Annotated in this window: 10 protein-coding genes; 5 read left to right on the top strand and 5 right to left on the bottom strand. The window is 34.5% G+C overall.

Annotated elements, in window-relative coordinates:
• Nucleotides 1-120: 120 nt before the first annotated feature.
• From PKK00_12355 to PKK00_12375, 5 genes are all read left to right on the top strand, one after another.
• The gene (locus PKK00_12355; protein ID HNW99192.1) at nucleotides 121-5214 is read left to right on the top strand and encodes a choice-of-anchor J domain-containing protein; all 5094 of its coding nucleotides are present in this window, start codon (nucleotides 121-123) and stop codon (nucleotides 5212-5214) included.
• Nucleotides 5215-5237: 23 nt separating this feature from the next.
• Nucleotides 5238-5420, top strand: a complete 183-nt coding sequence (locus PKK00_12360) for a hypothetical protein (GenBank protein ID HNW99193.1) — start codon at nucleotides 5238-5240, stop codon at nucleotides 5418-5420.
• Between the two features lie 69 nt (nucleotides 5421-5489).
• A complete protein-coding gene (locus tag PKK00_12365; protein HNW99194.1) occupies nucleotides 5490-5759 on the top strand; it encodes a PqqD family protein in 270 nt (89 codons plus the stop codon).
• Nucleotides 5760-5779: 20 nt separating this feature from the next.
• A complete protein-coding gene (locus PKK00_12370; protein ID HNW99195.1) occupies nucleotides 5780-6649 on the top strand; it encodes a hypothetical protein in 870 nt (289 codons plus the stop codon).
• On the top strand, nucleotides 6639-8855 hold the full coding sequence (locus PKK00_12375; GenBank protein ID HNW99196.1) for a signal peptidase I: 2217 nt from the start codon (nucleotides 6639-6641) through the stop codon (nucleotides 8853-8855). Before PKK00_12370 ends, PKK00_12375 begins: the two co-directional genes overlap by 11 nt.
• Before the next feature lie 2 nt (nucleotides 8856-8857).
• On the opposite strand, the gene PKK00_12380 is transcribed toward PKK00_12375, so the two are convergent.
• The 5 genes from PKK00_12380 to thrS form a co-directional block, all read right to left on the bottom strand.
• Complete coding sequence (locus PKK00_12380; protein ID HNW99197.1) at nucleotides 8858-10066, bottom strand: nucleotidyltransferase family protein; 1209 nt, start codon at nucleotides 10064-10066, stop codon at nucleotides 8858-8860.
• Between the two features lie 78 nt (nucleotides 10067-10144).
• The gene (gene rplT, locus PKK00_12385) at nucleotides 10145-10489 is read right to left on the bottom strand and encodes a 50S ribosomal protein L20 (GenBank protein ID HNW99198.1); all 345 of its coding nucleotides are present in this window, start codon (nucleotides 10487-10489) and stop codon (nucleotides 10145-10147) included.
• Between the two features lie 76 nt (nucleotides 10490-10565).
• The gene (gene rpmI / locus PKK00_12390) at nucleotides 10566-10760 is read right to left on the bottom strand and encodes a 50S ribosomal protein L35 (GenBank protein HNW99199.1); all 195 of its coding nucleotides are present in this window, start codon (nucleotides 10758-10760) and stop codon (nucleotides 10566-10568) included.
• Between the two features lie 28 nt (nucleotides 10761-10788).
• Entirely contained in the window at nucleotides 10789-11352 is a 564-nt protein-coding gene (gene infC / locus PKK00_12395; protein HNW99200.1) for a translation initiation factor IF-3, read from the bottom strand.
• A 47-nt stretch (nucleotides 11353-11399) separates the two neighbouring features.
• A complete protein-coding gene (gene thrS, locus PKK00_12400; protein ID HNW99201.1) occupies nucleotides 11400-13337 on the bottom strand; it encodes a threonine--tRNA ligase in 1938 nt (645 codons plus the stop codon).
• Between the last annotated feature and the right edge of the window lie 154 nt (nucleotides 13338-13491).

Below are 13491 nucleotides of genomic sequence, written 5' to 3' on the forward strand. Positions count from 1 at the left end.
CAGCCGAATTAATAAAAGCACACCTTCCTCCAAACACAAAACTGTAGTCTGATAAAACAGTATAAAAAACAGGGCGATGCCGAAAAGCCATACGAGTAGGCAAAATAAAATTCATATACCATGAAAAAAATCTTTATTTTTCTGAGTTTAGTATGCGTTATTGCGACTTATGGACAAACACCCATTCCAAATGGAGGATTTGAAAATTGGAATAGTACTAATTACGAATATCCTCAATACTATCAATACACATCAAACCCTAATGCATTTGCAAGCGGTCTTCCTTTTAATGTGGTAAGAACTGCAGATAAGCAAAATGGCGATTCAGCGATTATGATTACTTCCTATGGAAATGACAATGGTCCAGGTTATTTTGCAAATATTGACCCAGAAAACAGTGGTGAAGATATTAGTAGTTGGCACGGAGGAATGGTAATAACTGAAACACCTACAGGGATCCAGGGGTATTATAAATATAATATAGAATCTCCTGATTCAGCTGTAATAATATTTGTTTTTACCCATGCAGGAGAAAATTGCGGAACATATTTTTTTAAATTAGGTGGTAACAAAACTGAATATACATATTTCAACTTTCCTTTTCCAGAATTTACAATAGCTCCCGATTCGGTAGTATTTGCTGTTGCATCCAGTGATATTTCGAATCAAGATTTAGAAATAATATCTGGAACTACTTTGATTTTAGATAATGTATCATTTACCGGAGTAACAAGCCAACCTGAACATATGAATGGTGATTTTGAATCGTGGAAAACAGGACAAACTCCTTACTTCCTTGATAATTGGTACACCAACAATAACACTGACGGTGTTAGCAGAAGCACAGATAAACATGATGGAAATTATGCTCTTGAATTGACTACAACCCAAGGAGGCAGTGATGATGACCCTGAAGCCAGACAAGCAGAAGCTACAAATGGATACTGGAATGAGGCATGCCATTGTCAAATGGGCGGAATTCCTTTTTCAAACCAGATAGATACTTTAGCTTTTTGGTATAAATATGCACCTTCAGGGAGCGACAGTGCTGAAATTTGTTTAAATTTTAAAAAGAATGGTTCTGATATAGGCGGACAAAATTTGAGACTACATGCTGCTGCTGATTATCAATATATTGAATTCCCTTTTAACTTTAACTGGGGAGGAACCCCGGATACTGTAATTATAAGGATAACATCCTCTTCTCAGGGAGACGGTACTGGAAAAGGAGGTAATAATATTTCTCTTTCTTGTGTTGGTTCTACATTAACAATAGATTCTTTACGTTTTAAATCGGCAACACCGCCACCAACTTCTGTAACTTCATCAGCTGTTACACAAACTTCTGCTACCATTTCATGGAATGCGCCTTCTCCTGCACCTTCAAATGGATATCAATACGAAATCAGAACCAGTGGTGAAGCAGGAAGCGGAGCAAGTGGTCTTGCTACTAGCGGCACAACTGCTGCCGGTGATGTGAATGCTGATATCAGTGGCTTAACTAAAGCCACAACGTATTCAGTTTATGTACGCGGAAATTTTGGCGGAGCAGGTTTTAGCTCATGGTCTAATGCTTATAATTTTTCAACTTTATGTGATGCTATTACTTCATTCCCATGGACTGAAAACCTAAGCAGCGCTAATCCTCCATCATTACCTTCTTGCTGGTCGCAAAATAATGCTAATAGCGATTGGCGTCAGTGGCAAACCAATCCTTTTATGGAAAATTATGCTTTTAATATTCATACCAGTGGCTCCGGCGGAAATAACAACGATTATTTAATTCTCCCTCAAATAACTCTTACAAACAATCAGGAATTATTATTTAGCGTAGCCACTGAAAACAGCTCCAGTCCTAATAATTTCAGGGTAGTCCTGTCAGAAAGCGGAAACGCACCATCTGATTTTGACCATGAAATTATGGATACTACTATAGTATCAAGCAATACCATGACCCAAATCACCACACCTATTGACCTTTCAGCTTATTCAGGTGATGTATGGATTGCAATTCATATTCCTACTTCTACTCTAGAAGGTCAGGGTTTATTTGTTGATGATTTCATTATTGAAGACATACCTGCCTGTCCTAAACCTACTGCTGTAACTACTTCAGCCGTTGATTATACAACTGCCACCATTTCATGGACTGCTCCTACACCTGCACCTTCAAGTGGATATCAATATGAAATCCGTACAAGTGGAAATGCAGGTAGCGGTACACCCGGATTAGTAAAAAGTGGTAATACTGCTGCCGGTGTTGTTTCCAAAGATATAACCGACCTTACTGCTTCAACAAATTATTATGTATATGTACGTGCAATTTGTAATGCACCGGATACAAGTGAATGGACAAGTGCCTATAGTTTCACAACACTATGTAACAAGATTTCATCTTTTCCATGGACAGAGGATCTGAATTCAATAAATCCTCCCTCATGGCCTCCATGTTGGTCATCCAATAATGCCAACAGCGATGGTTACCAGTGGCAAACCAATAACTTTGGCGGACCCGTATTTAATATGTTTACAGGTGGTAACGGTGGAAATAATAACGATTATTTAATTCTTCCTCAAATTTCACTTACCGGTGGAAATAAACAATTATCTTTCAAGGTCGCATCTGCAAATCCCGGAAGTCCAAATAGTTTCAGGGTAGTTCTTTCTGAAGGCGGAAACGCACCATCTGATTTCACATATGAAATTATGCCCACAACTGTAGCATCGAATAACTCTTTGACCGAGATTACCCCTATTAATCTCTCTGATCATTCAGGACATGATGTTTGGATAGCAATACATGTTCCTAATACAGGCACAGAATGCCAGGGATTATTCGCCGATGATTTTATTATTGAAGATATACCCTCATGTTCTAAACCCACAGCATTGACAATATCTGCAGTTTCACAAACTTCAGCTACCATATCATGGACTGCTCCTACTCCTGCACCTGCAAATGGATACCAATATGAAATTCGTGCATATGGAGAAGCAGGAAGCGGTATAAATGGCTTAACTGTTTTAGGAACTACTGCAGCTGGCGATGTAGACGACAATTTTATCGGACTAAGTGCATCATCTAATTATAATGCTTATGTCCGTGCGATCTGTGGTTCAGAAGATACAAGTGCATGGACGAACGCCAATAATTTCTCTACACCTTGTGATATTACAATAGCTCCATTTACTGAATCATTTGAATCAGGCAATGTACCTCCTTCATGCTGGAGTGCAACATATCCGGGAGTATTTTGGAGTAATACGGGTTACAGTAGTTATGGTTCAGGTAATGTTTCAGCTTTAGCCAGATTTTATACCTTCTCTAACACAAATCCTTTCGATTTAATTTCAAATACTTTCGATATTAGCGGAATGTCAACACCAACTTTAACATTCGATTATGCTTATGCTACACGTTCAGGACAAACTGATCAACTTGATGTATATTATTCAACTAATGGAGGAGTAAACTTTATACCATTATTAAATATGCCCGGTGGCACAGCCGGTATTTTAAATACTGCCGGAACAATAGTTTCTGAATTTTTCCCATCATCAAGTCAATGGAAAACTCAGGTAATTAGTTTACCAGCTGGAACAAATAAATTAAAATTCACAGCTACCAGCGCTAATGGCAACAACCTTTTTATAGATAATATTAAAGTCAGCGACCTTATTATATGGACAGGTGAAACATCAACTGCCTGGTCAAATATAAACAATTGGAATCCTAAAGCAATTCCCACTTCTACAAATGATGTGATAATTCCTTCTGGCACTGCAAATGAACCTTATGTTGATATTTCTACACCGGCAGCTTGTAAAAATTTAACTATAAACCCGGGTTCAACATTAACTATAGATGCAGGAAAATATTTAACAGCAAGTGGTACAACAACCAATAATGGAACATTTACTATTAAATCCACAAGTTTAGCAAGTACAGGCTCTTTCATCGACAATGGCATTGCTGGCATTGGAAATTATAATGTTGAAAAATATTTAGAAGAAACCAATTATTATTATGTCGGCATACCAATATCCGGTATCAGAAGCACTGTATTTGACATTTTAGGTGGTAACAAACTTTGGTCACATAGTGAAACAACAGGTTTATATTCATCAGTTCTGGATAATGTTACACTGAATGTAAAACAGGGTTATGTTACAAAATTATTAATACCCAAAACAGTTAGTTTTTCCGGAACTTCTATAAATACAGGGACTCAAACCAATAATCTTACGTTAACTTCTCCTGCAAGTGCGTTTGAAGGTTACAACCTTATTTGTAATCCTTATCCTTCTGCAGTTGATATTGAATCAGCAACAACTGATGCTTCTAATTTAGAGACTACAATATGGTATAGAAGTGGAGGTAATTTCTACACTTATAACTGGACCGGACATTCCGGAACAGGCTCAAGGTATGTTCCGGCAATGCAGGCATTCTGGACAAAAGTTGCTGCAGGGAATTCTAATGGAACTTTGATTTTTGAAAATGCTGACAGATTACACAATTCCCAGGCATTCTATAAAGCAACTTCACAACCAAATGTTCTAAGAATGCAGGTTTCAAATGGAACCTTGAATGATGAAGTTCTTTTAGGTTTCTATCAAAATGCTTCTGATAATTTCGAAAATTACGATTCTCGAAAAATGTTTGGCGATGATGAATATCCACAATTATATTCATTAACTTCAGATAATATTAAAGTTGCTATCAACGGTTATCCTGAACTTTCAGCAAATAATGAAAAAGTAGTTCCTTTAGGATTTAAAACATCTACAAGCGGTTCATTTACCATCAATGCTATTAACCTTGGTGAATTCGATGTTTCTATTCCTGTTTACCTTGAAGATGCACAACAAAGTATTATTCAGGATTTGCGTCAAACTAACACATACGCTTTTACTTCACCTGTAATTGATGATGCTAACCGTTTTAAATTACATTTTGGTAATACCATTACATCCGTTCCTGCAAATTCTGAAAGTGCTATTTCTGTATATGCAACAAACAAAACAATATATATCAACACGCCTAAAAACGCTAATGTAAAAGTATATGATGTTTTAGGAAACCTTATTTTGAATCAACAAGCTGTTCAGGGTTTAAATAAATTTCAGCTTAATGTTGAAACCGGCATATATATAACAAAGGTTCAAACAGAAGGACAAATTATAACGCAGAAAGTTATGTTAAACAAGTAATATTAATTCTTAAAACTACAGATATGAAAACAATATATAAAAAACAAAAAAGGAATTACTCTAAACCAAATATTGAACAAATAAAAATTGATAATGAAATTTCTATTTTTATGACAACCAGTAGTGATACACCTCCGGGAGATCCCAGCAGTGCATTACAACCGGATAAGTTAGATAATAACCCTTTTAAAATTTCGAAAGCATAAATACTAAATCATTTTTTTTGAAGTCCCCAATGTTTGGGGACTTTTTTTTATATTTACAAAAAAATAATTATGGATTTGAATGAATTATTTAAAAGAAAAAGTTTATTTGCTACAAGGAATGTAGGCAACGAAAAAGTTCTTGTACCTGTAAAAAATAATATTGCCAACATGACCGAAATATACACACTTAATGAAGTTGGATGTTTTATCTGGGATAATATTGACGGGATAAAAAATGAAGATGATATTATTAATGAAATCACCAATGAATTCGATATTGACAGGGAAACTGCAAAAAAAGACCTGAATGATTTTCTCGAAAAATTCAATAATATTTAAAATCAATTATTCATTTTATTTTGAATTCACAATACTTATCAATTGCAAGGTTTATTATTAAAGTTACTTCTGAATGTAACGCTGAGATTATTTTTGAAGAAGGCTATAAATATTTTACAACTACCGAAAATACAGCGAACCCAGATATTACAATCAAAGCATTCGATTCCATTCCCAAAAATTTATCAGAAAAAATTTTTTTATTATTTGAAGTAAAAAACAATAATCAGAATTTCTTTTCCATTTACAAACATAATGACTCATTAAAACTTTTTATTTACTCACAGGAAAAAATTAACACCTTACAGCAAATTGCTATATTGAATAAAGAGCTTAACGAATGGGAAATTTATTGCTTGCCTGATAAAGAAAATAAAATCAATCCCCTGCTCTATCCATTGGGATCATTGATTTTGTATTATCTTACTGTAAAATTTGATGCCATTATGATTCATTCATCAGGAATTTTTGATGGTAATAAAGGAAGAATTTTTTCAGGGTTTTCAGGTGCAGGAAAAAGCACTATGGCCGGTTTATGGCAAAATATAGGAAGTACAATTATTAACGATGACCGTTTAATAATTAGGAGATTTGAAAATGAATATATCATGTTCAACACACCTATGCATTATGCCGATATTTATAGAGAAGCGCCATTACACACTATTTCTTTAATTCATCACTCACCTGAAAACATCATAAAAAAAATAAACGGTGCTTTAGCAGTTTCAAGCGTTATGGCTCATTGCATTCAGCATAGCTACAATAACAATTATTTACAACATCATCTCGATTTTCTTTCTGAACTTTGTAATACAATTTCGATTTACAGCATTGGGTTCAAACCCGACCATGAAATTATAGAATTAATAAAAGAACATGCGGGCTGACGAGTTATATGAATTGACCAATTATTTCTTAAATTCAAACCAAACAGTTAAGGGAAGAGTTGGAGGATATAGTATGTATCCTTTACTTCGCAATGGTTTCGAAATTATTGTCAACAAATGCAGCATTAATGATATTATACCTGGAGATATAGTAGTTTTTAAAAGAGGACCTAAGTTAGTTGCACATAGAGCACTTAAAAAAAACATCTATAATAATAAAACAATACTTACTACAAAAGGGGATTCATGCAGAAATACAGATGAACCAATTACTGAAGAAAATTTTTGTGGAAAGGTTATCTTTTTTATCAAGAAAGGAAAAGAAAAAAAAACAAATACTATTTATAATCAGTATGCCGTTAAGTATTCGAATCTTTTGACTTTTTACTGTTACTCTTTAGTTTGGATTATTAGCAGATATAACAAAATCAATCAAACTATTAAAAGTATTTTTAAAAGTATATTTTTTGTTTGCCGTGAATCAAAGAAACTTGCAATTACAAACACAATCATTGCAATCCTCCAGGGAATACTTCCTTTTGCAATAATATATCTTTTCAAATGGTTAATTGATTTAATCTGGAAAATCAACAGCAATGCTGATAAAACAATTTTGTATAACAATATTCTGACTATAGTTATTATTACCGGAATTGTTTTTTTATTCAGTTCAATATTAAGTATATTCAGCAGTATTCTTCGCGAACGCTTATCACAATCTGTTTCATTATATATTTATAATTTACTTCATCGAAAACATATCACTCTCGACATGGCTTACCTTGAAGACTCGGAGCAGCAGGACAAGATACACAGAGCTGTTAACGAAGCAGGGTTTCGTCCATTGAAAATGATCAACGAAAGTTTTACTGCAATTCAATCGATACTTTCATGGCTTGTAATTGCAATATTATTATTCAAAATACATTGGTTGATTTTTGTATTAATCCTGTTTGCGGTAATACCAGAAATTTTCATCCGTTTTTATTTTTCAAAAAAATTCTACAACCTGAATAAATCGAATAGTACGAGAGAACGCGAAGCGTATTATTATAATAGGATTCTTACAGGTCTTGCATTTGCCAAAGAACTCAGGCTTTTCGGAACGGGTTCATTTTTTAAAGAACGCTTTAATAACATTCAAACTTATCTTCATAAGAAAAAAAATTCACTAATAAAAAAACGTGCAATTGCAGAAATAGCAGCACAAATATTTGCTGTAACAATTATTTTTATTTCGTTCGGCTACATTTCATTCCTTGCAATAAATGGAATTGTATCAGCAGGCACAGTTGTCCTGTTCTTTCTTATTTTCCAGCGGGGATATGCTGTATTAAAAGATTTTTTCAATTCGCTTGCAGGGTTATATGAAGACAATGTTTTCCTTGGCGACTTTTTCAGCTTCCTTGAATTACCTGCTCTTTCCAAATCTTCATCAAAGGAAAAAATTAACACATTACAAAAAAGTATTGTTATTGATAATGTAAGTTTTCATTACCCATCCAGTCAACGCAAAGCACTTGATACTGTTTCGTTGGAAATACCAGCAGGTAAAACAGTAGCGCTTGTTGGCCCCAATGGTTCAGGAAAAACAACATTAGTAAAATTATTATGCGGATTTTATTTCCCTGATAATGGAAAAATATTTTTTGATAACAATGATATATCTTGCATCAATCCTGATGATTTAAGAAAAAATATCACAGCCGTTTTCCAGGATTTTGCATTGTACAATATGACAGCCGGTGAAAATATTTTTTTAGGAAACATTTCGGAACCCGCGTCAATTGAGAAGATAAAAGAATCGGCAAAAAATGCCGGCATTGATGATGTGCTTGAACAACTACCTCAAGGTTATAACAATATTATCGGAAATCTATTTGAAAAAGGTGAAGAGCTAAGTATCGGTCAATGGCAGAAGATGGCTATAGCCAGGGCATTTTACCGTAACTCTCCTATCCTGTTTATGGATGAACCTTCAAGTGCTCTAGATGCGGAAACAGAACTACAACTTCTGAAAAATTTAAAATCATTAGCAAAAGATAAAACTGTTTTGATCATCAGTCATCGCTTTTCCACTATCCAATGGGCAGATATGATTTATGTTTTAGAAAACGGAAAGGTTGTAGAGCAAGGTAACCACGAACAACTAATGCTAAAGCAGGGAAAATATTATAAAATGTTCGAAAACAGCAGGGCTTTTTAATTTTAGCTCTTTCCTGATTTTATTGAAGTAACAATTTTACTGAGTATAATTAAATAAATCGATTTTATTCCAACCCATATTCGCTTTATATAAAACCAGAATAAAAGATTTTTATTCTTAATTTTATAACGGGCAAGCATAAATTTTTTTGAAGGAAAAAGGTCGTCTATCAGGTATTTAATTTTATTTCTAAAACCATTAATATGACTCAGTATTTCATAGTTGCGGCTTGATAATTCCAGTGGTAAATCTTTCCTGTAATGCTGCAAGTAATGAATAAATAATCTTTCCGTTTTTGAATCAATAATTGTTTTAGCTTTATTTATGATAAACTGCGGCAAATCAATATTAAAATATTTATTGAGTAAGAATAAATATTTGTACACAATATTATCGCACTTATAATCGCGTGAAGATTCATCAAAATAGTTCCAGTCGATTTCAGATGAATATTTTTCAATCACGCCGGCAATATCAATAAATCCATATATCTGAGGCTTTCCATCACTAAAATGTTCATCAAGGTGTATAAAGGAATGTTGTATCTGGTGCTCAGGACAAAGCTTGCGTAGTGAAACTCCATTTAAAACCACAGGCTGAGATTTTGCCCAATAATCTTCCATTTTTATATCAAATCCTCTATAACGTATATGAGTTCTGTAATGCAGCTCCACTTGAATGCCATTCATAATAAGCTGAGGCATGTGTTTATGGTCATTCAAATTTGTTATAAATTCTGTCTTATGGAATTCCTGGTATTGATAACCATGAGCTTTTAAAATATTCCATGCTTTTTCTGCTTCATGCTCTTTTAATAACAAATCAATATCCGACATCTGGCGCAAAGCGATATCTCCATATATTGATTCAGCCATCAGTATTCCTTTTAATGCAATAACTTCAATTCCCTCTTTTGAAAATATATTTACAATATTTTTCAAATGCTCATACAAAACCATATTCCGGCTTAACGACCTGTAATAGGCTTTCCCGAATTTTTCAAAATATTCTTTTGGTATTAAATTGGAATTTGAAACAAGCGGTAAATTTTTAAAAAGTAATGGGCCTGAGCCATTCTGTATGGCATTTTCAGTAAAATAATTCCAGTCTTTTACTAAAGGAATTGCTTCTTCAACCTGACGAATTTCATTTTCCGAAATATGCAGTTTTGAAGCGTAAAGTACCAATTTATCTTCAGTGGTAAGATTCAATTTAATTTTATTTATACAAAGCTAATAAAAAAAGGGAATCTTTTTCCGATTCCCTTTTTCCTTGATGCAATGATATTTTTATTTCACTGCATCAACAATAGCTTTGAATGCTTCAGGCTGGTTCATTGCTAAATCAGCAAGAACTTTCCTGTTGATTTTAATATTTTTCTCATTCAATTTTCCGATAAATTCAGAATAGGACATTCCGTATTCACGCACTCCTGCATTGATACGAACAATCCATAGTCCTCTGAAATTACGTTTTTTGTTACGACGGTCGCGGTATGCATACTGCTGACCTTTTTCATAAATGTTTTTTGCTACTGTCCAAACATTTTTTCCTGAGCCAAAATTTCCTTTTGTTTTATTCAGGATCTTTTTCCTTCTGGCCCTTGATGCTACTGCATTTACTGATCTTGGCATAATTGTTAATTTTTTGTTTCAGCGCCCCATCATGTGAGAACTTTAGAAGCTGTAAACAAGGTTAATACTAAATTAATTAAACACAAAGAGTCCTTCTTACATTGCGTTCATCAGCGCTGCTGACGAGTGTAACATGCGTGAGGCTACGTTTTCTTTTCGTTTCCTTCTTTGTTAAAATGTGACTCTTGTACGCATGTTTTCTTTTAATCTTACCTGTACCAGTAAAGTCGAATCTTTTCTTGGCGGCAGATTTTGTTTTCATTTTAGGCATTACTTCGCTTTTTATTTGTTTATACTACTTATTTTTTCTTTGAAGATATAATCATGAACATTCTTTTTCCTTCCAGTCGCGGCAATTGTTCTACTTTGCCGTATTCCATTATAGCATCAGCAAATTTTAAAAGGATGATTTCTCCCTGCTCTTTATAAATTATTGACCTTCCTTTAAAGAATACATCCACTTTCACTTTAGCGCCTTCATCAAGGAATTTGATTGCATGTTTCAGTTTAAAATTAAAATCATGTTCATCGGTATTCGGGCTAAGCCTGATTTCCTTAATGACAATTTTTACTGAATTTGCTTTCATTTCCTTCTGTTTCTTTTTCTGGTCGTACAAAAATTTCCTGTAATCGACAATCTTGCAAACAGGCGGATTTGCCGATGGTGAAATTTCAACCAGGTCAAGCTCCTTGTCGTAAGCCATTTTTAAAGCTTCATTTATAGGATAAATACCTGTTTGGATATTTTCGCCTACTACGCGAACTACGGGAGCTTTAATTTTTTCATTGATAAAATGGGCATCTTCTTTTTGTCGTGGCCCAAAACGGCGAACATTTGGCCTGAAACTTTCTGTTGTTGCTATACCTTATTCCTCCTTAATTTTGTTAATATTTTATTTAATTATTATTTTTAATCAGCAAGCATATCGCTCACTTCTTTATTTACTAAATCTGCAAAATCCTTTATTGAGAATGTTCCCAGATCGCCTTGTCCTTGTTTTCGTACAGAAACAGTTCCTTCTGCTTCTTCTTTTTCTCCAACAACCAGCATGAACGGTATTCTCTGCATTTCAGCATCACGTATCTTGCGACCTGCTTTTTCGTTCCTGTCATCAATAAGGGTGCGAATTTCGTAATTATTTAACAAATTCAAAACTTTTTTTGAATAATTAATGTATTTTTCGCTGATTGGAATGATCATAGCCTGGTCGGGAGTAAGCCACAGCGGGAATTTTCCGGCACAATGTTCGAGCAACACCGCAACAAATCGTTCCATAGAACCAAATGGCGCCCTGTGAATCATAACAGGACGGTGTTTCTGATTATCGCTACCTGTATATTCCAGGTCAAAACGTTCGGGTAAATTATAATCGACCTGTATTGTTCCAAGCTGCCACTGACGACCTAAAGCATCCTTTACCATGAAATCCATCTTAGGACCGTAAAAAGCAGCTTCACCAACCTCAACAACAGTCTTCAAACCTTTTTCTTCAGCAGCTTCCATTATTTCTTTTTCGGCCTTATCCCAATTTTCATCTGAGCCTATATATTTTTGCTTGTTATCCGGGTCGCGCAATGAAATCTGAACTTTAAAATCTTTAAAATCCAATGTTTTAAAAATATATAGAACAATATCAATTACACCCAGAAATTCTTCTTTAACCTGGTCGGGGCGGCAGAACAAATGGGCATCATCCTGCGTAAATCCTCTAACCCTTGTCAATCCATGCAATTCACCACTTTGTTCATAACGGTATACTGTGCCAAACTCAGCCATACGAACCGGAAGATCTTTATACGAACGCGGTTTGGATTTATATATCTCGCAATGATGAGGGCAGTTCATGGGTTTCAGCATGAATTCCTCGCCTTCCTGTGGAGTACTTATAGGGCGGAAAGAATCTGCGCCGTATTTTTCATAATGCCCCGAAGTAACATAAAGTTCTTTATTTCCAATATGAGGAGTTATCACCTGAACATAGCCTGCTTTTTTCTGAACTTTTCTTAAAAAAGCTTCTAATCTAGCCCTCAGATCAGCGCCTTTAGGAAGCCATAAAGGAAGACCTAATCCTACTTTCTGTGAAAATGCAAATAATTCCAGTTCTTTTCCTAGTTTACGATGGTCGCGTTTTTTAGCTTCTTCAAGAAGCACAAGATATTCATCTAATTCTTTTTGTTTTGGAAAAGTAATTCCGTAGATACGAGTAAGTTGTTTGTTATGTTCATCACCTCGCCAATAGGCTCCTGCAATACTTAACAACTTCACAGCTTTAATATTTGAAGTATCGGGCAAATGCGGGCCACGACATAAATCAATAAAGTTCCCTGATTCGTATAAAGTTATTTCACCATCCTGCAAATCGCTTATCAGCTCAAGCTTATACGGGTCGTTCTTTTCAGTAAAATATTTTATAGCATCGGACTTTGAAACCTCTTTGCGTTTGAATGTCGTTTTTGTCCTAGCTATTTCAAGTATCTTATCTTCAATTTTTTTAAAATCTTCGGAAGAAATATTATAATTTAAAAAATCGATATCGTAATAAAATCCGTTTTCAATATCGGGACCAATACCGAATTTCACTCCGGGATATAATGCTTCAATTGCTTCAGCCATAAGGTGAGCAGACGAATGCCAGAATGTTGATTTACCTTTTTCCGAATCCCATGTATGAAGAATAAGTTTTGCATCGTGAGTAATAGGACGAGTAGCATCATAAATGTCACCATTCACTGATGCTGACAGCACATTACGAGCAAGTCCTTCGCTAATGCTTTTGGCAATTTCTAATGCCGAAATTCCCTCATTGTATTCCCTGACATTTCCGTCGGGAAAAGTAATTCGTATCATAATTTTTTGATAGTAAAAAAATAAAGGTGCAAAGATAATGAAATTATCTATATTTCAGATAGAAAAGTATATGAAATTTTTGTCCAAGGTTATAGGTTGATTTGGAGTTTCCTCAAAAATTTCAAACAGGGAACAAAGAAAGCTGAAAATCGTC

This window comes from Bacteroidales bacterium, from assembly GCA_035353855.1.
In the GTDB taxonomy this organism is placed as follows: Bacteria; Bacteroidota; Bacteroidia; order Bacteroidales; family CG2-30-32-10; genus DAOQAK01.

What these genes read in the sequence shown, in the direction of transcription:
- PKK00_12355 (HNW99192.1), top strand. Translation starts at nt 121, where the DNA reads ATGAAAAAAATCTTTATTTTTCTGAGTTTAGTATGCGTTATTGCGACT.
- PKK00_12360 (HNW99193.1), top strand. Translation starts at nt 5,238, where the DNA reads ATGAAAACAATATATAAAAAACAAAAAAGGAATTACTCTAAACCAAAT.
- PKK00_12365 (HNW99194.1), top strand. Translation starts at nt 5,490, where the DNA reads ATGGATTTGAATGAATTATTTAAAAGAAAAAGTTTATTTGCTACAAGG.
- PKK00_12375 (HNW99196.1), top strand. Translation starts at nt 6,639, where the DNA reads ATGCGGGCTGACGAGTTATATGAATTGACCAATTATTTCTTAAATTCA.
- rplT (HNW99198.1), bottom strand. Translation starts at nt 10,489, where the DNA reads ATGCCAAGATCAGTAAATGCAGTAGCATCAAGGGCCAGAAGGAAAAAG.
- rpmI (HNW99199.1), bottom strand. Translation starts at nt 10,760, where the DNA reads ATGCCTAAAATGAAAACAAAATCTGCCGCCAAGAAAAGATTCGACTTT.
- thrS (HNW99201.1), bottom strand. Translation starts at nt 13,337, where the DNA reads ATGATACGAATTACTTTTCCCGACGGAAATGTCAGGGAATACAATGAG.